Source organism: Bradyrhizobium niftali (assembly GCF_004571025.1).
Classification (GTDB): Bacteria; Pseudomonadota; Alphaproteobacteria; order Rhizobiales; family Xanthobacteraceae; genus Bradyrhizobium; species Bradyrhizobium niftali.
Genome location: NZ_SPQT01000004.1, coordinates 253,630 through 271,620 on the forward strand (window position 1 = coordinate 253,630; position 17,991 = coordinate 271,620).

Below are 17,991 nucleotides of genomic sequence, written 5' to 3' on the forward strand. Positions count from 1 at the left end.
TCGCGACGACAGTATGCGGGAACACCGTTCCGGATTGCGCTCCGTTCCATCCCGGCTGCAGGACCCGTCGGCCGACCAAGGAGGAAGGAATTTCGATGATCGACGCCCGATGTCATTGCGGCGCTCTTGCGCTGTCGCTTCCGGGGCCATCAAGCCTCGTCGCCGCCTGCCATTGCATTGACTGCCAGCGACGAACAGGCGCGCCGTTCGGTGTCGGTGCCTTCTATCCGGCAGAGGCCGTCACGATCTCAGGCGCGTCGAAGGAATACGTCCGCACGGCCGCGAGCGGCGGCAAGGTCCGCAGTTATTTTTGTCCCGACTGCGGTTCAACGGTCTGGTGGAAAGCGGACAATCTGCCTGCGATGATCGGCGTCGCCATCGGCGCCATCGCGGATCCGAATTTTCCGGCCCCGGTCAGATCGGTTTTCGAGCAATCGAAACATGTCTGGGTGGAGATCGCCGGCGCCCAGCATTTCCAGCAGAGCAGCTTGCAGAAGAACTCGGACTGAGTGCTCCCGCGTCGAGTGCTGGTGCCGGCTGAGGGGATTGAACCCCCGACCTTCGGTTTACAAAACCGCTGCTCTACCGCTGAGCTAAGCCGGCGACGCTGGAAGATGCGGGGCAGGGCTCGGCATGTGCCGGAGTTGTCCGTCCGCTCGGGCGTCGCAATATCAGACTTGGGTGGAAAGTGCCAGAACCCGCGCATGGATCGCAGGCATGAAAACAGGCGGCCCCGAAGGCCGCCTGTTCCGTCGCGCGTGGCCTAAGCTGGCTTACTGGCAGATGTGCCGGCGGCCGTCCTCACCCTTGAACCAGGTGCCGGGCGTACAGACGAAGCCGTTGCGCTGGGCGTAGGTGCGGGTGTCCCAGCCGCGATTGTCCCACGAATTGTCGTAGGCATAGCTGTTGTCCATGGCGCGGAACGGCGCGGTTGCGATCGCTCCGGCGGTGCCGATGGCAGCGCCCGCAACGCCGGTCGCGACGTCGGTCGGCCAGAAGCCGGTGCGACTCCCGTTCCAGTCGTTATTCCAGTCGCCATTGGTCTGGCGGGAGCTCACGCGGCGATGGCGATAGCCACGGTCGCTGTACGAATTTCCCGGGCCGAGGTTCTGGCAATTGGCATTGGGGAATTGCGCCGAGCAGCGGGCTGGATTGTTGACCACGGTTTGCGCCATGGCGGGCGTTGCGAGTGCGGATGCCGCGAGCACGGCGGCGCCGAGCAGTTTCATTTTCGTCATTATTTGTCTCCCGTCTGATTGACGGGGGCTAAATGCTGGCGGCGATCGATGTTCCGATGAAGCAGGTTGATTGTGCCGCTCATGGGTCAAACGGTTGTGAGCGAGCGGAACATGTTCCGGTGCGTGCGGATCCCCGTTAACGCTTCGCTAGCGCAGCTTGCGGCATTTGAGCGGCCCGCGTCGCTTGCGCGTTAGGCTTACCGGCATTTGGTGAGCGGGCCTTAACCCTCTGTGGGCCGTGATCGGTTAGGTTGTGTTCCAGACAACCGGGATCCCACCATGCGCGCTCTGGCGCTCGCAGCCTTTTTGATCGGACTGCCCGCGACGGCGTTTGCCGGCGGCGGCTTCGATATCGTCGTGCCCGGCCGCCCCGGCGTGCCGATCATCATCAATGGCATCGACGCGTCCTATAGCGTCGTCGAAGGTGTCTGGGGCCTGGGCAAGAACGTCCAGGTGCAGCCGACGATCTATGGTGGACGCTATGTCGCCGAGCGGCAGCCGGAAGACGTCGGCCATTATTATCCGACACTGGGCCTGCGGCCCGGCTATGGCCGGCTCGAGGTCGAGCCGCCGGCGAACCGCAAATTGCCGAAGCCGGCCGAGAGCTACCACCAGAGCTGGGGCGCGCAATCGGCGCCGCTGCCGCCGCAGATGGATGTGCCCGCCGATCCGCCGCCGGTGATCCTGGCGCCTGAGATCAATGTGAATCCGCAGCATCGTCGGCCCCGGCCGCGTGCCGAGGTGCCCGGCAAGCCGCCGGGTTAAGAAACGACAAAAATCCGAAATACGGAAATCAACAGGAGAGAGTAATGCGTCAGATGATTTCGGGACTGGTCGCGGCGGCTGCCGTGATGTTCGTCGGGGCCGCGCCGGCCGCGGCCTGCGGCTTCAATCCGTGCCAGCCGATTGCGCCGGTCTATAGCGGCTGCAACACGGGTTGCGGTAGCTGGGGTTATGGCCCGGGTTATGGCGGATGGGGCTTTGAGCACCTCGCCGAGCCGACCACGCAGTATTACTACGTCAACCAGGGCCCGACCTACACCGGCCCCGGCGCCTTCGCGCCGTACCCGACCTATCGTGAGGACGCGGTCGTCGCGCCCGCCAACTACGGCTATGGCCGTGGTTATGGCTACGGCAACGGCTATGGCTATCGTGCCGCCGCCGCCTATCCCTATCAGCGCCCGTACTACCGTCCGTATCGCTACGGCTATGGCCCGCGGTACGGCTATCTGCCGCGCACGCACTACGGCTACGGTCCGCGCTACGGCTACGCCCACCGCGCGCCGTATTACGGCGGCCACCGCGTGCTGCGCCGCTATTACTGATCGTTTGATTGGTTGAGTTGAAGAAGCGCCCGTCCGCGTGATGCGGATGGGCGTTTTGTTTTTGGATTCTTAGTTTGACGCGTTTTCTTTACGCGAACCGGTATCCACTTCGCTTGAAAACGCTCTACCGCTTCATCAGCCCGAGGCGGCTTGCGCCGACGTAAAGCGAGAGCACGGCGGCATTCGACACGTTGAGGCTCTTGATCTCGCCGGGCATGTCGAGCCGCGCCACGACGCTGCATGTTTCGCGCGTCAATTGCCGCAGGCCCTTGCCTTCGGCGCCGAGCACCAGTGCGAGTGGTTCGCGCAGTGCGACGTCCGAGAGGTCCTCGCTGCCTTCGCTGTCGAGGCCAACCGTCTGGAAGCCGCGCTCGTTCAGCGCGGTGAGGGCGCGGGCGAGGTTTTGCACCGTCACCATCGGTACCAGTTCCAGCGCGCCTGAGGCGGCCTTGGCCAGCACGCCGGTTGCCTCGGGGCTGTGGCGCGCCGTGGTGATGATCGCCTTCACCGCGAACGCTGCTGCTGAGCGCAGGATGGCGCCGACATTGTGCGGATCGGTGATCTGGTCGAGCACCAGCACCATGCCTTCCTGCTCCAGGGTCTCGATGTCGGGCGAGGGCAGGGCGTCGGCCTCGGCGAGCAGGCCCTGGTGGACAGCGTCGGGCGACAGCAGCCGGTCGATCTCCTGGGGACGGACGATCTCGGGCGTGACGCGGGTCTCGATGTTTTCGTCCGCGAGCCGCCTTGCGGCGTTCTCGGTCAGCGTCAGCTTGCGGATCCGCCGCGCCGGGTTTTGCAGCGCCATGGTGACGCTGTGCCAGCCATAGAGGATGACTGGACCGTCGGATGCCGAATCACGGTCGCGCCAGGCCGGCCGGCCGGCCGATTTCCCGGGCCTGTTGAAGGGCTTAGCCCCGCTGCGGGGCCCCCTCGGGGTGAATTTTCGATCCTTCATGGGCTCGCTTGTGTCACGGGTCCCGGAATATGGCAATTTGGGCGCCCAAGGTGACGATTTTAGCTGTTCGCCTCGGTTGACTTTGCCCCACCGCATCGCCCATAAACGCGCCCGGTCGCGCCCCCATCCGGGCTGTCGCGGCCTTCACGTTCCATGGCCGTCTTCGGTCCGCCGGCAAGGTCCGGCCCGATTGTGCTGCCGTCGAGCGGGGGAGTGTCCCGAGTGGCAAAGGGAGCTGACTGTAAATCAGCCGCCTCATGGCTTCGCAGGTTCGAGTCCTGCCTCCCCCACCAGCCTTCGCTCGCTTCGCGAGCTTCGGCTAGGCAAGCCAGCCCAAATCATCGTGACGCGAAGCTAGCGAAGGCTGTCGCGCCATAGCCCGAAGGGCGTAGGCGGACTGTCGAACGGATACGACCGCCGCTACCTCACCCCATCATCTCCCGCACCATCGGCACCACCTTGCGGCCGTAGAGCTCGATGCTCTTCATCAGCTTCTCGTGCGGCAGGGGACCGGCCGAATATTTCAGCTGGAAACGCGAGATGCCAAGCGCCTTTGCCGTCTTTGCGATCTTGCGCGCCACGGTTTCCGGCGAGCCGACATAGAGCGAGCCGTGCTCGGCTTCGCTCACGAACTCGTCGCGACCCATCGGCGGCCAGCCGCGTTCCTTGCCGATGCGGTCGCGCATGGCCTTGTAGTCGCCCCACAGCTCTTCGCGCGCCTGCGCATCCGTTTCCGCGACATAGCCGGGCGAGTGCACGCCGATCGGCTGTGCCGGGCGGCCGAACTCCCTGAAGGCACGGTGATAGAGATCGACGTAAGGCGCAAAGCGCGTGGGATCGCCGCCGATGATCGCGAGCATCAAGGGCAGGTCGTAATGCGCCGCGCGCACCACCGATTGCGGACTGCCGCCGACGCCGATCCAGGTTTTCAGCGTGCCGTTCTCGACCGGCGGATAGACGAGCTGCTCTTTCAGCGGCGGGCGCAATTTGCCTTCCCAGGTCACGGGCTTCTGCGACAGCAGGGCGGCGAACAGATCGAGCTTCTCCTCGAACAGCGCTTCGTAAGAACGCAGATCGAAGCCGAACAGTGGAAAGGATTCGGTGAAGGAGCCGCGGCCGAGGATCACCTCGGCGCGCCCGTTGGAGAGCGCATCGAGCGTGGCAAAGCGCTGGAAGACGCGGATCGGATCGTCCGAGCTCAGCACCGTCACGGCCGAGCCGAGATGGATGCGCCTGGTGCGCGATGCGATCGCGGCGAGCACGGTCTCGGGCGAGGAGATCGCGAAGTCGGCACGGTGGTGCTCGCCGAGCCCGATGAAGTCGAGGCCGAGCTCGTCGGCCAGCACGGCTTCGTCGACGACGTTGCGGATCACCTGCGCGTGCGCGAGCGTCTTGCCTGTGCCGTCCTTGGTGACGTCGCCAAAGGTATCCAGTCCGAATTGAAGCGGTGAGGTCATCGATCAGGTCTCTGAGGGGGGGCGCGAGCGGCCCGCATGTGGGAAATTGTTTGCTGTGCAGCTAGGGTGCGGAGACCGCATCGGCAATGCTGCTCCGGGAAAGGCTGGGTTTCCGGTTTTTCACCGGGCTCAATCGGATCTGGCGAACATCTCGACCAGGGTCTCGCGCAGCCAGCGCTGCGCCGGCACGGTGTCGTTGCGCTGGTGCCAGAACAGGCTGACGATGCGCGGCGGCGCCTTGAGCGGAAGCGGCATGGCGTGCAGCAACGGCGCATGCCTTGATTGCGAACGCAGGTCGCTCGGCAGCACGGCAATGAGGTCGGACTGGCGCACGACCTCGTAGGCGGCGCTGTAGTGATTGACGGTCGCGACCAGGTTGCGCGACAGCCCGCGCGAGGCGAGGAAGAGGTCGTAGGACGGCATGGTCTTGCCCGCGAGGCTCACATCGACGTGACCCGCGTTGAGGAAAGTGCGCGTGCTGAGCCGCTTCATGCCCGCGAGTGGATGGCCGCGCCGCATGAAGCAGGCATAGTCGACGGTCCACAGCGAGCGCGAGCGAATGGCGGCTGGCTGCTGCGCCTCGTTGACATAGACGCTCATGACGCAGTCGACCCTGTTGTCCTCGAGCTGGTCGGCGATCTCGATGACGGTGTTGGGCACGGTGTGGACGCGTGCCTTGGGCGCGACCTTGCCGAGATGACCGAGCAGGTTCGGCATCACCAGCGAGGAGACGTAGTCCGACATCGACAGGCTGAACTCGGTCTGCGCGCGAGCGGGATCGAACACCTGCTCGTCGAGCGCACCACGCACGCTTTCCAGTGCTTCGCCGATCGGCTCCCACAGCACCACGGCGCGCTGGGTGGGACGGATGCCGGTGCCGGATCTCACGAACAGGGGATCGCCGAGCGCGTCGCGCAGCCGCGCCAGCGCGTTGCTGACCGCGGGCTGGGTCATCGTCAGCGCGCTCGCGGCGCGCGTGACGCTGCCCTCGGTCATCAGCGCCTCGAAGACTTTCAGGAGGTTGAGGTCGAGCGCACGGAACGACACGAACATTCACCACAGTGATATATTAGATCATGATTATAAATTATGACGATAATGTCTCCTTGTCTATGGTTCCCTGAGGGACACGCGGAGCGCCGGGCCGCCAGACTGAGGGGACTTTCATGTCGATGATATCGGCGCGCATCGAGCGCCTTCCGTTCGCACGCTTCCACAAGCATCTGCTGCTGATGGGCGGGCTCGGCTACATGTTCGACGCGATGGACGCGGCGGTGCTGGCCTTCATCCTGCCGGTGCTGCGCACGGCGTGGAATCTGTCGAGCGTGCAGATCGGCGTGCTCGGCAGCAGCACCTATATCGGCTTCCTGTTCGGCGCGTTGCTGGCAGGCACGCTGGGCGACCTGATCGGCCGCCGCGCCGTGATGATGTCCGCGCTTGCGCTCTATTGCGCGGCGTCCATCGTGAGCGCGATGGTCGATGCATGGCCGTCCTTCTTCGCCGCACGCGTCGTCGCCGGCATGGGCACGGGCGCCGAGAGCGCGATCATCGCGCCCTATCTCGCGGAGTTCGTCGCGCGGCGCTACCGCGGCAGTTTCACCGGCGCGCTGGCCGGCTTCTTCTCCTTCGGCTTCGTTGCCGCGGCGCTGCTCGGCTACTTCATCGTGCCCGCCTATGAGAACGGCTGGCGCATGGTGCTGGTCATCACGGCGGTGCCGGTCGTCATGCTGTTGTGGTGGCGTAAGTCGCTGCCGGAATCGCCGCGCTGGCTCGAAAGCCGGGGCAGGGAGAAGGAAGCCGAAGCCGTGCTGGACAGGATCGAGACAGAGTTTGCGCGCCGGGGCCATGTCCTGCCGCAACCCGTCGTCGAAGCCGTCGCGCCGCAGGGAGCAACCGGAACGCTGCTTGCCAATTTCGCCGCGCTCCTCGCAGGCCGGCAGGCGCGCATCACCATCATGACCTGGATCATGTGGCTGGCGATCACGTTCAGCTATTATTCCTTCTTCGTCTGGATCCCCGGCCTGCTGGTCCAGAACGGCATGAGCATCACCAAGAGCTTCGCCTATTCGATCGCGATCTATTGCGCGCAAATTCCCGGCTATTTCAGCGCCGCGTATTTCAACGAGCGTATCGGCCGGCAGGCGACGATTGCGACCTACATGGTGCTCGGCGGCGCCAGCGCGCTCGGGCTCGCCTTCGCGCAGAGCGACCAGCAGATCATGGCGGCGGGAATCTTCCTGTCTTTCTTCATGAACGGCACCTATGCGGGCGTCTATGCCTATACGGCTGAGGTGTTCCCGACGCCGGTCAGGACCACCGGGGCCGGGCTTGCCTCCGCGATCGGCCGCATCGGCGCGATCGTCTCGCCGATCCTGGTCGGCTATCTCTATCCGAATTTCGGCTTCGCCGGCGTGTTCGGCATCACCACCACCGTGCTGCTGCTCGGGGCGGTGACCGTCGTGCTGATGGGCGTGCCGACCCGCGGCCGTTCGCTGGAGGAGATTGCGGCGGGTGAAGTTGCATGACGCGGACCAAACGCCAGGCCGATCCGCTGCTCTGTGCCGTCGCGGCGGCGCAGGGCAGGGCGGATCAGCCGGATGCGCTGTTCGCGGCGCTGGACGAAGCCATGAAGTCGGCGATCGGGCACAAGCTGTTCACGATCCTGACCTATGACGGCGACAGCGGTGAAGCGGCGCGGGTCTATTCCAATCTCCCCGGCCCGTATCCGACCGGCGGACGCAAGCGCCTGGCACCGGGCCCTTGGACCGAGGCCGTTCTCGACCGCGGCGAGGCCTATATCGGCCGCACGCAGGACGATCTGCGCGAGGTGTTCTCCGACCACGAGCTGATCGCCTCGCTCGGCTGCGCGAGCGTGCTCAACATGCCCGTGCGCTGGCGCGGGCGTACGCTCGGCTCGCTCAATCTGCTTCATGAGGCAGGCTGGTACGACGAGGACGACGTCGCCGCGTGCCTTCCCTTTGCCCAGCTCACATTGCCGGCACTGCTCGCGCCGGCCCACTTCTGACAGGGACGCCGCGATGCCCAGCATCCTCTTCAAGAACGCCGCTCTGCTCGATCCGCTCCAGCCGGACCTGCTGGAGGGACATCACGTGCTGGTCGAAGACAATTTGATCAAGGAGGTCTCGGACCGGCCGATCCAGGTCACGGCCGACCGCACCATCGATCTGAAGGGCAAGACGCTGATGCCCGGCCTGATCGACCTGCATGTGCATGCGGTGGCGGTCGAGCTCAATCTGGCGCAGCAGGTGCACATGCCGAACGTGCTGGTGACGTTGCGCTCGACGCTGCTCTTGCGCGGCATGCTGCGGCGTGGCTTCACCACCGTCCGCGATGCCGGCGGCGCCGGCCATGCGCTGAAGCAGGCGATCGAGACCGGTCTCACTGACGGCCCGCGGCTGTTCGTTTCGGGCCGGGCGCTGAGCCAGACCGGCGGCCACGGCGACATGCGGGCGCGCTCGGATTATCTGGCGAGCGATGCACCATGTCCGTGCTGCGTGCGGGTCGGCGCGCTGGCGCGCGTTGCCGACGGCGTCGACGGCGTGCGCCGGGCGGCGCGCGAGGAGCTCCAGATGGGCGCCGACCAGATCAAGATCATGGCGTCCGGCGGCGTTGCCTCGCCGACCGATCCGGTCGGCGCCTTCGGCTACTCCGAGGATGAGGTCCGCGCCATCGTCGAGGAGGCGCGCGGGCGCCAGACCTATGTGCTCGCCCACGCCTACACCGCCGCCGCCATCGCGCGCGCGGTTCGCTGCGGCGTGCGCACCATCGAGCATGGCAATCTCGTGGATGAGCCGACCGCGCGCCTGATGGCCGAGAAGGGGGCCTATGTGGTGCCGACGCTGGTCACCTACGAAGCGCTGGCCAACGAGGGCGCCCAATATGGCCTGCCGCCGGAGAGCGTCGCCAAGATCGCCGATGTCCGCGACGCCGGTCTCCGTTCGCTCGCGATCTATCGCGACGCCGGCGTGAAGATGGGGTTTGGCAGCGATTTGCTCGGGCCGTCCCAGCGTCTCCAGAGCGACGAATTCCGCATCCGCGCCGAGATTCTCGGCCCGCGCGCGGTTATCGCCAGCGCCACGGTGGTCGGCGCCGAGGTGCTCGGCATGGAGGGCAAGCTCGGCCGGATTGCTCCCGAGGCTCTCGCGGACCTGCTGGTGGTCGACGGCAACCCGCTGCGCGATGTCGCCTGCCTGCTCGGCCAGGGCGAGCACATTCCGCTGGTGCTGAAGGCCGGCAAGGTCCAGTTCGACCGGCTGAACGCGTAATCACCGCCACATCCCCGCATACGCGAGCCGATGTCGATCGTCGGCCCCTGCGGTGCAGGCCGCCCTTGCGCGGAATTGACGGACGATCGTCGGCTCACACCGCTGCATTTCGGAGGTGGCCGGTTTCCGTTTGTGCGTCCTATTTCGAGATACGCACGACCATCTTGCCGAGCGCCCCGCGCGTCTGCATGGTCCTGAACGCTTCCCGGAAATCATCCAGCGCGAAGACGCGACCGACCACAGGCTTCAGATTGCCCTCGGCCAGCCAGGCCGTCAGCTCCGACATCAGGCGCTTCTGCACCTCGGGCTCGCGGATTGGAAGCTGGGCGAGGTCGACGCCGAGCAGGGCGCCACCCTTCAGCAGTGGCAGGTTGAACGGCAATGCAGGGATCGCGCCGGCGGCAAAACCGACCACGAGATGACGGCCGCGCCAGGCGATGGAGCGAAAGGCCTGCACCGAGACTTCGCCGCCGACAGGGTCGAAGATCACGTCGGCGCCGTGTCCTCCGGTCAATTCCTTCAGCGTGTCGCGCCAGCTGGTCTGCGTGTAGTCAATCACAGCGTCGGCGCCGTGCTGTCGCGCGAACTCGCGCTTGTCTGGTGTCGATGCCGCTGCGATCACACGGGCGCCGAGCAGCCTGCCAATCTGGACAGCCGCGATTCCCGTGCCGCCGGCTGCGCCCAGCACCAGAAGCTGTTCGCCTGCGCAGAGCGAGGCGCGTGCACTGAGCGCATAGAGCGCGGTCAGATAATTGGCACGAAACGAGGCGGCGACCTCGGCCGCGACGCCATCCGGTAGGGGATAAAGCGCTTCGGGGGTGACGACGATCTCTTCGGCAAGCGCGCCCGAGCGCGTCATCCCCATCACGCGCATGCCGGGTTGATAACCTCCCGGCCTGCCCGGAGCTTCCTCCACCACGCCTGCAAACTCTGTCCCGGGAATGAAGGGAAGGGGATCCTTGGTCTGATAGAGGCCCTGAATCTTCAAGCCATCGACAAATCCGATTCCCGCAGCCTCTACCCGAATGCGCAATTGTCCGGGCTCCATGAGCGGATAAGGAATGTCCTTCAGCTCGATTTGGTCGATGGGCGCGTATTGTTCGACAACGACGGCTTTCATGTCGGATCCCTGTGGTTCCGGTTATTCTAACAGGTCCCTGGACCGGCCTCTTGCGTCTACCGCCACATCCCGCGCATCTTTGCCCCGATGTCGATCTTCGGCCCTTGCGCCGCGGTGCGCGCCGCGCCTGCGGCCGCCTTCGGCCAGGCCGTGCGCTCGAACAGATAGACCAGCTGCTCCGGGATGAAGCGGGTACGCGAGGCGTAGACGTGGCGGTCGCCCTTGGCGGCCTGGCCGTGGGTGAAGAAGCGCTGCGGCACGACGAGGTGGAGATCGTCCTTGGCGCGCGTCATCGCGACATAGAGCAGGCGGCGTTCCTCCTCGAGCTCGGCGCTGGTGCCGGCGCCGAGGTCGGAGGGCATGCAGCCGTCGACGACATTGAGCACGAACACCGACTTCCATTCCTGGCCCTTGGCGGAGTGGATGGTGGAGAGGATCAGATAGTCCTCGTCGCGCAAGGGAGGCCCGGACTTGTCGCTGGTCGCATCCGGCGGATCGAGCGTCAGCTCGGTCAAGAACTTCTCGCGCGAAGCATAGCCGCTCGCGATCTGCTCGAGCTGCATCAGATCGGCGCGGCGCGTCTCGGATTCCTCGTGGATGCGGTCGAGATGCGGCTCGTACCAGAGCCGCACGCGCTCGAGATCCGCCGGCCATTCCGAATAGCGCAGGTTCGCGACCGTGCGGACGAAATCGGTCCAGTCCGCGCCGGTGCGCGGCGGCACCGGTAACTGGCCGAGTGCAGCAAGCGGATCGGTGCTCTCCGCCATCTGGTCCAGCACGCGCTGCGCGGTTGCGGGGCCGATGCCGGGCAACAGATGCAGGATGCGGAAGCCCGCAACGCGGTCGCGCGGGTTTTCGGCAAAGCGCAGCAGCGCCAGCACGTCCTTGACGTGGGCGGCGTCGAGGAATTTCAGGCCGCCGAATTTCACGAACGGGATGTTGCGGCGGGTCAGCTCGATCTCCAGCGGACCCGAATGCGAGGTCGTCCGGAACAGCACCGCCTGGTGCTTCAGAAGCGCGCCTTGCTCACGGTTGGCCAGCACCTGTTCGACGATGTAGCGGGCCTGGTCGGCCTCGTCGTGCACGGTGACGAGCTGCGGCTTTTGCGCGGAGGTGCGCTCAGTCCAGAGGTTCTTGGTGAAGCGTTCGCGCGCGAGGCCGATCACGCCGTTGGCCGCCGCCAGCACGGCTTGCGTCGAGCGGTAATTGCGGTCGAGCGTGATCATCTCGGCGCGCGGCGAGAAGCTTTGCGGAAAGTCCAGGATGTTGCGCACGGTAGCGGCGCGGAACGAATAGATCGACTGCGCGTCGTCGCCGACGACGGTGAGGCCGCGTCCGTCGGGCTTCAGCGCCAAGAGGATCGAGGATTGCAGGCGGTTGGTGTCCTGGTATTCGTCGACCAGCACGTGATCGAAGCGTCCGCCGATCTCTTCGGCGATCAGCGCATCGCTCAACATCTGCGACCAGTAGAGCAGCAGGTCGTCGTAGTCGAGCACGTGCTGGGCCTGCTTGGCCTCGACATAGGCCGCGAACAGGCCCTTCAGCTCGGCCGCCCAGCCCGCGCACCAGGGATAGTGCGCCCCTAGCACCTTCTCGATCTCCATCTCGGCGTTGACGCAGCGGGAGTAGATCGACAGGCACGTGCCCTTGGCGGGAAAGCGGCTCTCGGTCTTGGACAGGCCGCGCTCGTGCCGGACCAGATTCATCAGGTCGGCGGAATCCTCGCGGTCGTGGATGGTGAAGGCAGGGTCGACGCCGATCCGCTCGGCATATTCGCGCAGCAGCCGCGCGCCGATGCCGTGGAAGGTGCCGGCCCAGGTCAGCGCATCGCGCATGATCGCGGCGTTGTTCTCCCCGAGCACCTTTCGGGCGATGCGCTCGACCCGGCCGGCCATCTCGGCCGCCGCGCGGCGAGAGAATGTCATCAACAGGATACGGCGCGGATCGGCCCCCGCAACGATCAGATGAGCGACGCGATGGGCCAGCGTGTTGGTCTTGCCGGAGCCGGCACCGGCGATGACGAGCAGGGGGGCGCCCACGGTCGAGCCGTCGGCCACGCCATGCTCGACGGCGCGGCGCTGCTCCGCATTGAGCGTGTCCAGATATGCTGCCACGAATCGCCCCGGTGAAACCGTGAGATTCGGCGATCTCCTCGCGAATCGCAATGCGGCTGGACGGAACCGGATTTAACACCTAGGGAAAAGACGGCCCAAGGTTCCAGCCCGAGAAAAGCGCGCCCGGCATGACCGAGCTCAAGCCTGACCAGTTCGAGATGCGGCGGCTGGAGTCGCTCAGCAACACCATTTTCGGCGTCGCCATGACGCTTCTGGCCTACGATCTGCCCAAGGCCGCAGTGTTCACCAGCGCCCCCGGCTGGAGCGATCTCGCCCATGTCTATTCCGGCAAGCTCGCCGGCTTCGCGCTCAGCTTCATCATCGCGGGTGTGTTCTGGATCAGCCATCACCGCCGGCTGGCGCGCCAGCCGGTGGGCAGTCGCGGCGCGGTGATCCTCAACCTGTTCTTCCTGCTCTCGATCGTGCTGCTGCCGGTCACCAACGGCCTCTACACCAATTACGGCATGAGCAACGCGGTCGCCGTGCTCTACGGCCTGCATTTGACCGCGATCGCCGGCCTCAATGCCTGGCTGTGGTGGACGATCCTGGGCGGCTGGCGCCACGAGATTATGGCCTCGCTGTTTCCGCTGCTCGTGTTCATCCCGGGCACGATCGTGGCGGCATATGCGCCGCACGTCGCGCCCTTCGTGTGCTTCATCGCCTTCGGCGGGCTGCTGATCCAGCGCTTCTACGTCGCGCGAACCGAGCCGGGCGCGTAAGGCCGCGGCTTACCCTGGTGTCGCGCCGAACCCGTCGGACGGCACGTAAAGCTTGACCGGGCGGATTTCGTAGACCGCAGTCGGATTGACCTGACGCAGCCTCCGCGCCGCCGCGATGGCCTCATCGTCCGTGTCGTATTCCACGAGGTGGAAGCCCAGAAGCTGCTCCTTGGTCTCGGCAAACGGGCCGTCCAGCACCACGCCCGCGCCGGGGCCACGCAAGGTGCGGGCCTTTCGGGTCTCGTCCAGACGGGCGGCCGGCCCGAAATGTCCGCTTGCCCTCAAGGGCGCCTGAGCCTCGATGACCTTGGCCACGACTGCCGCGTCCTCCTCGGGTGTCCAGGACAAAATCTCGTCTTCCACGTGATAGGCCAGGATGGCGTAGAGCATCGTCACCTCGCTTTTTTGCTGCGTGCGTCCAAAGGACTTATCACCGCGGCCCGCCCCGACAATCCCCAAGCACAAAATATTGCGTCGTGCAGGCTCGACGAAACCGTCCTGAAACCCGATTGCCGCCTTGCGGGGTGAACGCTGCCCAAAGCCGAGGCGACTGATGGCCACAAGATCACGAAAGGTCATCGGAGGCGGCAATGTCGGGTCACACCATCAAGATCATCTGCGACGCTCGGCGGGCGGCACAATCGGAGCCTGCCGATTTGCACGACCAGAGCGGACATCACCGCTATTACGGCAGCTCGGCCGAGAACGGCGGCGAACGCATCGTCGAGAGCCGCCGCGGCAAACGCCCGCGCGCGCTCAATGTCTGCGGCTTCTGAAACCCTTTCTGAAGCTTTGGGCGAGACCGGTCTTCGCTGATGGGTGTCCTGCAAATATCGATCGCCGCGCTGCCGTTCCTGCTCTCGCTGGCGAGCCGGAGCAGCAAGGCGATCGCGCCGTGCCTGCTCACGAGCATCTTCACAATGCTGCTCGGCGAGAAGCCCCACCGGGCGGTCTTGGCCTGGTGCGTCGGCGTGCTGATCGCCGCTGTGGCGTTACGCGAACGGCTTCGCACGACCTGAGCGACCCCGTCACGGCGCGTTGAGGACCCGCTTGACGAGGGCCTCCCGCAGCGCCGCCAGTTCGCCGCTCGCCTCCATCTGCGCGATCACCTTGCCGACCTTCGGCACCAGATCGCGATGACGTTCGTGCAGGTAGTGGTAGATGTGGATGCGCTCGAGCGGCGGCGAGAGCGGGTAGATCCTGGCCTGCAGATTGAGCTTCCTCACCGCGACGAGTCCGCTGAAGAGGTCGGTGACCATCACGTCGAAACGGTCGGCGTCGAGCATCTTGATCATGTTCTCGAGGCTGGTGGTCGCCGTGACGCGGGCCATGTCGCGGGTGCCGGCCTCCGAGGAGCCGACGCCGCGGACGATGCCGATGCTGTAGTCCCTGATGGAATTCCAGCCGGCGACGTCGAAGCGCAGTTTCGTCGTGAACACCGCGGGCTCGATGTAGTTGATCGCCGGCGTGACCTGGATCAGCGTGGGGTAGTCGCGCGCGAGCGTCCCGATCCGCTGGATCTCGCCGTCGACCTCGCCTGCGCTCGACAGCGCGAGGGCCCGCTTGCCGGGGACGTCCTCGAATTCGAGCCTGATGTTGAGCTTGGCGTAGACGGCCCGCAGCATCTCGCCGCCGACATATTGATCGGGGATGTCGGCGATGCGCGCCAGCCGGATCAGCTCCTGCGCCTGCGTTGGGCCGGCTGCGAGCAACGACAGGCAGGCGATGGCTATCCGCCACATCACGCGTCTCCTTGGTCGTGCATTGCTACCACTGGATTCGGAGGCTCGCGCGATCTACCGGGAGTGGCGCGCCTGCGCGCCGTCTGCAACGACCATCGTTCGCCCGCCATGCAGGCAACTCCGGACTTTAACCGATGTCATTCTAGCACCCGAGGTGATAGTTTGCGCGAGAATCCTGTTGCTGGGCGCAACATATGACCCCGCCGACCTCAAGCCGCCCACGGGCCGACAGGATCACCACGCAGGTCGCGTGAAGGAAAAGTCTCAACGAACGAATTGCTCGCGGCCACGACCGGCCGGCCGGCCGGAGCAGGATGCCGCCATTCCGGGGACGTGGTGCATGGGCAACGCAGGCGACGAGGACTCCAAGCTCAGCCGCGCCGTCGCCCCGGCGGCCGCGAAGCAGGATTTGAGCGGGATCGGCGCTGCGCTTGCGCCGGCGATCGGAGCGTTGCTGTCGCGGATCTTCAACTGGTCGCGCAGCGGCGTCGGGCCGCGCCTCCTGGCCGCCGTGCTGCTGTTCTCCTCGATCGTGACGCTGATGCTGACCGCGCTTCAGCTCTATCTCGACTACGACCGCGAAGTCGGCGTCATCGCGACGCGGCTCGACGAGATCGGCCGCAGCACCACCGGCAGCCTCGGCGAGAGCCTGTGGAATCTCGACCAGAACCAGATCAAGCTCCAGCTCGACGGCATCCTGCGGCTGCCCGACATCCGCGCCGCCGAGGTGCGCGAGATCGCCGATCGTCCCAATCCGATCCGTGTCGCGGTCGGCGAGCCGAACACCCGTTCGATCGTGACGCGCGACTACCCGCTGAACTACTCCGCGCAGGGGGCCGCGCGCACGATCGGCGTGCTCCATGTCGAGGCGACGCTGAGCGAGGTCTATCGGCAATTGCTGAACCGGGCCCTGGTCATCCTGGCAAGCCAGGCGGCGAAGACGTTCGTCGTCTCGCTGTTCATCATCTACATGTTCCATCTCCTGGTGACGCGGCACCTGGTCGCCATCGCCGACTTCGTCAGCAAGTACAGCCTGGCGCGGCCGCCGCCGCCTTTGCACCTGGAGCGCCGGCCGCCCTACGATGCGGACGAACTGGACAAGGTGATCGACGCCTTCAACGCCATGTGCGCCAATCTCGAGCGGGCCTATGGTGAGTTGCGCGAGGCCAATGCGAATCTCGAGCGCGACCTGAAGATCCGCCAGCGCACCGAAGACGACGCGCGCGCGAGCGAGCAGCGCTTCCGCGACTATGCCGAGACCGCGTCCGACTGGTTCTGGGAGACCGGGCCGGATCATCGGTTCACCTACATATCCGAGCGGGCCGGGGCCTTCGGCATGGACCACAAGGCGCTGATCGGCAAGCGCCGCACCGATGCCGCGTTCGACCACGACGCCGAGCCGGAGAAATGGCGCGCGCACTTGGCGGTGCTGGACCGCCACGAGCCGTTCCGGAAGTTCGAGTATCGCGGCCGCGATATGACCGGACGCGTGCGCCATTTCAGCGTCAACGGCCAGCCGGTCTTCGCGGCCGACGGACGCTTCATGGGTTATCGCGGCTCCGCCACCGATCTCACTGAGCAGCACGAGACCGAGGAGCGGCTTCGCCAATCCCAGAAGATGGACGCGATCGGCCAGCTCACCGGCGGCGTCGCGCACGACTTCAACAACGTGCTCACCGTCATCACCGGCACCATCGAGATCATCCAGGAAGGGCTTGCGGACCGGCCCCAGTTCGCCGCGATCGCGCAGCTGATCGACGATGCGGCCGCGCGGGGCGCCGAGATCACCTCGCAGCTGCTGACCTTCGCGCGCCGCCAGCCGCTGGAGCCGCGCGAGATCGACGTCAACGCCCTCGTGATCGAGACGGCGAAGCTGCTGAAGCCGATCCTGGGCGAGCACATCGAGATCGTGACCAGGCTCGCGGACGACGCCTGGTCCGCGATGGCGGATCCGTCGCAGCTCTCCTCCGCGATCGTCAATCTCGCCGTCAATGCGCGTGACGCGATGCCGGACGGCGGCAGGCTCACGCTCGAGACCGCGAACCGGGAGCTTGACGGCGTGCGTAGCACCGGCGACGGCGACGTCGTGCGCGGCGCCTTCGTGATGATTGCGGTGGCCGATACCGGTCACGGCATTCCGGCCGACATCCGCGAGCGCGTCTTCGAGCCGTTCTTCACCACCAAGGGGGTCGGCCGCGGCACCGGGCTCGGGCTGAGCATGGTCTACGGCTTTGCCCGCCAGACCGGCGGCACCGTCGCGATCGAGAGCGAGGAGGGACAAGGCACGGTGATGCGGCTGTTCCTGCCGCGATCGGAGGGCGAGGCGGCAACCAGGACGGCACCGGCTCAGGCGCCGGCGGCGGCGCGAGGGCACGAGACGATCCTCGTGGTCGAGGACGATCCGCTGGTGCAGGGCTATGTCATCGCCCAGCTCGGCGGCCTCGGCTATCGCACGCTCGTGGCCGGCGACGGCGCAGCCGCCCTCGCGCTGGTCGACCAGGGCGCCAGTTTCGATCTGATGTTCACGGATATCATCATGCCCGGCGGCATGAACGGGCGGGAGCTGGCCGAAGCCGTCCGGCTCCGCCGGCCGGGGATGAGGGTGCTCTACACCTCCGGCTATACCGACGACACCATCGTCCACGAAGGGCATCTCGATCCCGGCGTGGCGCTGCTTCAGAAGCCATACCGGAAGTCGGAGCTGTCGCAGAAGATTCGCGAGGTGCTCGCGGGCGAGTCGGCCGCGTGAGCGGCACTCGCCCACGAAAAAGGCGCGGCGGGGAGGCCCCGTCGCGCCCGATTTCGTGCTCGCTGGTCCAGGGCTGAGAGCGCCCCGATGCCAAGCCTTGTTCAGAGCTTAGCGGGCGATCCCAGCGAGGTGACAGCGCTTGAGATAAGACACTGGATCACCTCCTTTCGTTGGTTTCGGGAGACTCAATATAGGGCGAAATCCCCTCGCCGTTAAGGGGCGGGGGTCGGAGGCCGGGAACAAGTCCGCTCGCGAGGCGGGAAAGACCGATCCGGGGCAGTTGAGA

Annotated in this window: 18 protein-coding genes and 2 tRNA genes; 11 read left to right on the forward strand and 9 right to left on the reverse strand. The window is 65.9% G+C overall.

All coding sequences use genetic code 11. The features are described from left to right. The first annotated feature begins 95 nt into the window (after positions 1-95). The gene (locus E4K65_RS11975; protein WP_135174322.1) at positions 96-509 is read left to right on the forward strand and encodes a GFA family protein; all 414 of its coding nucleotides are present in this window, start codon (positions 96-98) and stop codon (positions 507-509) included. Positions 510-528: 19 nt separating this feature from the next. Here E4K65_RS11975 and E4K65_RS11980 read toward each other — a convergent pair. Together E4K65_RS11980 and E4K65_RS11985 are read right to left on the reverse strand one after the other, a co-directional pair. Next, a tRNA-Thr gene (locus E4K65_RS11980) sits at positions 529-603 on the reverse strand. 170 nt (positions 604-773) lie between these two features. Further along, positions 774-1,238 carry a hypothetical protein gene (locus E4K65_RS11985; RefSeq protein ID WP_135174323.1) on the reverse strand — a complete coding sequence of 155 codons (465 nt, stop codon included), beginning with the start codon at positions 1,236-1,238 and terminating at the stop codon, positions 774-776. Between the two features lie 279 nt (positions 1,239-1,517). Between E4K65_RS11985 and E4K65_RS11990 the strand changes: the two genes are divergently transcribed. Beyond that, the gene (locus E4K65_RS11990) at positions 1,518-2,003 is read left to right on the forward strand and encodes a hypothetical protein (RefSeq protein ID WP_027549088.1); all 486 of its coding nucleotides are present in this window, start codon (positions 1,518-1,520) and stop codon (positions 2,001-2,003) included. Between the two features lie 44 nt (positions 2,004-2,047). Next, positions 2,048-2,563, forward strand: a complete 516-nt coding sequence (locus tag E4K65_RS11995; RefSeq protein WP_135174324.1) for a hypothetical protein — start codon at positions 2,048-2,050, stop codon at positions 2,561-2,563. Between the two features lie 124 nt (positions 2,564-2,687). Here E4K65_RS11995 and rlmB read toward each other — a convergent pair whose 3' ends face one another. Then, entirely contained in the window at positions 2,688-3,518 is an 831-nt protein-coding gene (rlmB, locus tag E4K65_RS12000) for a 23S rRNA (guanosine(2251)-2'-O)-methyltransferase RlmB (RefSeq protein ID WP_167770739.1), read from the reverse strand. Positions 3,519-3,725: 207 nt separating this feature from the next. Between rlmB and E4K65_RS12005 the strand changes: the two genes are divergently transcribed. Continuing rightward, positions 3,726-3,811, forward strand: a tRNA-Tyr gene (locus E4K65_RS12005). A 132-nt stretch (positions 3,812-3,943) separates the two neighbouring features. Here E4K65_RS12005 and E4K65_RS12010 read toward each other — a convergent pair. Together E4K65_RS12010 and E4K65_RS12015 are read right to left on the reverse strand one after the other, a co-directional pair. Further along, positions 3,944-4,975, reverse strand: coding sequence for an LLM class flavin-dependent oxidoreductase (locus tag E4K65_RS12010; protein WP_135174326.1), 1,032 nt, complete (start codon positions 4,973-4,975; stop codon positions 3,944-3,946). A gap of 129 nt (positions 4,976-5,104) precedes the next feature. Beyond that, positions 5,105-6,028: a LysR family transcriptional regulator gene (locus E4K65_RS12015; RefSeq protein ID WP_135174327.1), complete on the reverse strand. Its 924-nt coding sequence runs from the start codon at positions 6,026-6,028 to the stop codon at positions 5,105-5,107. 113 nt (positions 6,029-6,141) lie between these two features. Between E4K65_RS12015 and E4K65_RS12020 the strand changes: the two genes are divergently transcribed. The 3 genes from E4K65_RS12020 to E4K65_RS12030 are packed head-to-tail and all read left to right on the forward strand — an operon-like array spanning position 6,142 to position 9,261. After that, positions 6,142-7,500 carry an MFS transporter gene (locus E4K65_RS12020; RefSeq protein ID WP_135174328.1) on the forward strand — a complete coding sequence of 453 codons (1,359 nt, stop codon included), beginning with the start codon at positions 6,142-6,144 and terminating at the stop codon, positions 7,498-7,500. Next, complete coding sequence (locus E4K65_RS12025; protein ID WP_135174329.1) at positions 7,497-8,000, forward strand: GAF domain-containing protein; 504 nt, start codon at positions 7,497-7,499, stop codon at positions 7,998-8,000. The genes E4K65_RS12020 and E4K65_RS12025 overlap by 4 nt, the downstream gene beginning before the upstream one ends. 13 nt (positions 8,001-8,013) lie before the next feature. After that, on the forward strand, positions 8,014-9,261 hold the full coding sequence (locus E4K65_RS12030; RefSeq protein ID WP_135174330.1) for a metal-dependent hydrolase family protein: 1,248 nt from the start codon (positions 8,014-8,016) through the stop codon (positions 9,259-9,261). Between the two features lie 139 nt (positions 9,262-9,400). On the opposite strand, the gene E4K65_RS12035 is transcribed toward E4K65_RS12030, so the two are convergent. Together E4K65_RS12035 and E4K65_RS12040 are read right to left on the reverse strand one after the other, a co-directional pair. After that, positions 9,401-10,381 carry an NADPH:quinone oxidoreductase family protein gene (locus E4K65_RS12035; protein WP_135174331.1) on the reverse strand — a complete coding sequence of 327 codons (981 nt, stop codon included), beginning with the start codon at positions 10,379-10,381 and terminating at the stop codon, positions 9,401-9,403. Positions 10,382-10,437: 56 nt separating this feature from the next. After that, positions 10,438-12,495: an ATP-dependent helicase gene (locus E4K65_RS12040; protein WP_135174332.1), complete on the reverse strand. Its 2,058-nt coding sequence runs from the start codon at positions 12,493-12,495 to the stop codon at positions 10,438-10,440. Between the two features lie 128 nt (positions 12,496-12,623). On the opposite strand from E4K65_RS12040, the gene E4K65_RS12045 reads away from it, so the two are divergent. Beyond that, positions 12,624-13,214 carry a TMEM175 family protein gene (locus tag E4K65_RS12045; protein WP_135174333.1) on the forward strand — a complete coding sequence of 197 codons (591 nt, stop codon included), beginning with the start codon at positions 12,624-12,626 and terminating at the stop codon, positions 13,212-13,214. A gap of 9 nt (positions 13,215-13,223) precedes the next feature. Here the strand turns inward: E4K65_RS12045 and E4K65_RS12050 are convergent, their stop codons facing one another. Next, entirely contained in the window at positions 13,224-13,604 is a 381-nt protein-coding gene (locus E4K65_RS12050) for a YciI family protein (RefSeq protein WP_135174383.1), read from the reverse strand. Between the two features lie 200 nt (positions 13,605-13,804). Here E4K65_RS12050 and E4K65_RS12055 point away from each other — a divergent pair, with 200 nt between their 5' ends. Then, entirely contained in the window at positions 13,805-13,990 is a 186-nt protein-coding gene (locus E4K65_RS12055) for a hypothetical protein (protein WP_092191358.1), read from the forward strand. A gap of 39 nt (positions 13,991-14,029) precedes the next feature. Next, positions 14,030-14,233, forward strand: a complete 204-nt coding sequence (locus tag E4K65_RS12060) for a hypothetical protein (RefSeq protein ID WP_135174334.1) — start codon at positions 14,030-14,032, stop codon at positions 14,231-14,233. A 9-nt stretch (positions 14,234-14,242) separates the two neighbouring features. On the opposite strand, the gene E4K65_RS12065 is transcribed toward E4K65_RS12060, so the two are convergent. Further along, positions 14,243-14,956 (reverse strand): substrate-binding periplasmic protein, encoded by a 714-nt coding sequence (locus tag E4K65_RS12065; RefSeq protein WP_167770740.1) that lies wholly within the window; start codon positions 14,954-14,956, stop codon positions 14,243-14,245. A gap of 340 nt (positions 14,957-15,296) precedes the next feature. On the opposite strand from E4K65_RS12065, the gene E4K65_RS12070 reads away from it, so the two are divergent. Further along, positions 15,297-17,705, forward strand: a complete 2,409-nt coding sequence (locus tag E4K65_RS12070) for an ATP-binding protein (protein WP_135174336.1) — start codon at positions 15,297-15,299, stop codon at positions 17,703-17,705. The last annotated feature ends 286 nt before the right edge of the window (positions 17,706-17,991 follow it).

What these genes read in the sequence shown, in the direction of transcription:
- E4K65_RS11975 (WP_135174322.1), top strand. Translation starts at nt 96, where the DNA reads ATGATCGACGCCCGATGTCATTGCGGCGCTCTTGCGCTGTCGCTTCCG.
- E4K65_RS11985 (WP_135174323.1), bottom strand. Translation starts at nt 1,238, where the DNA reads ATGACGAAAATGAAACTGCTCGGCGCCGCCGTGCTCGCGGCATCCGCA.
- E4K65_RS11990 (WP_027549088.1), top strand. Translation starts at nt 1,518, where the DNA reads ATGCGCGCTCTGGCGCTCGCAGCCTTTTTGATCGGACTGCCCGCGACG.
- E4K65_RS11995 (WP_135174324.1), top strand. Translation starts at nt 2,048, where the DNA reads ATGCGTCAGATGATTTCGGGACTGGTCGCGGCGGCTGCCGTGATGTTC.
- rlmB (WP_167770739.1), bottom strand. Translation starts at nt 3,518, where the DNA reads ATGAAGGATCGAAAATTCACCCCGAGGGGGCCCCGCAGCGGGGCTAAG.
- E4K65_RS12010 (WP_135174326.1), bottom strand. Translation starts at nt 4,975, where the DNA reads ATGACCTCACCGCTTCAATTCGGACTGGATACCTTTGGCGACGTCACC.
- E4K65_RS12015 (WP_135174327.1), bottom strand. Translation starts at nt 6,028, where the DNA reads ATGTTCGTGTCGTTCCGTGCGCTCGACCTCAACCTCCTGAAAGTCTTC.
- E4K65_RS12020 (WP_135174328.1), top strand. Translation starts at nt 6,142, where the DNA reads ATGTCGATGATATCGGCGCGCATCGAGCGCCTTCCGTTCGCACGCTTC.
- E4K65_RS12025 (WP_135174329.1), top strand. Translation starts at nt 7,497, where the DNA reads ATGACGCGGACCAAACGCCAGGCCGATCCGCTGCTCTGTGCCGTCGCG.
- E4K65_RS12030 (WP_135174330.1), top strand. Translation starts at nt 8,014, where the DNA reads ATGCCCAGCATCCTCTTCAAGAACGCCGCTCTGCTCGATCCGCTCCAG.
- E4K65_RS12035 (WP_135174331.1), bottom strand. Translation starts at nt 10,381, where the DNA reads ATGAAAGCCGTCGTTGTCGAACAATACGCGCCCATCGACCAAATCGAG.
- E4K65_RS12045 (WP_135174333.1), top strand. Translation starts at nt 12,624, where the DNA reads ATGACCGAGCTCAAGCCTGACCAGTTCGAGATGCGGCGGCTGGAGTCG.
- E4K65_RS12050 (WP_135174383.1), bottom strand. Translation starts at nt 13,604, where the DNA reads ATGCTCTACGCCATCCTGGCCTATCACGTGGAAGACGAGATTTTGTCC.
- E4K65_RS12055 (WP_092191358.1), top strand. Translation starts at nt 13,805, where the DNA reads ATGTCGGGTCACACCATCAAGATCATCTGCGACGCTCGGCGGGCGGCA.
- E4K65_RS12060 (WP_135174334.1), top strand. Translation starts at nt 14,030, where the DNA reads ATGGGTGTCCTGCAAATATCGATCGCCGCGCTGCCGTTCCTGCTCTCG.
- E4K65_RS12065 (WP_167770740.1), bottom strand. Translation starts at nt 14,956, where the DNA reads ATGTGGCGGATAGCCATCGCCTGCCTGTCGTTGCTCGCAGCCGGCCCA.
- E4K65_RS12070 (WP_135174336.1), top strand. Translation starts at nt 15,297, where the DNA reads ATGGGCAACGCAGGCGACGAGGACTCCAAGCTCAGCCGCGCCGTCGCC.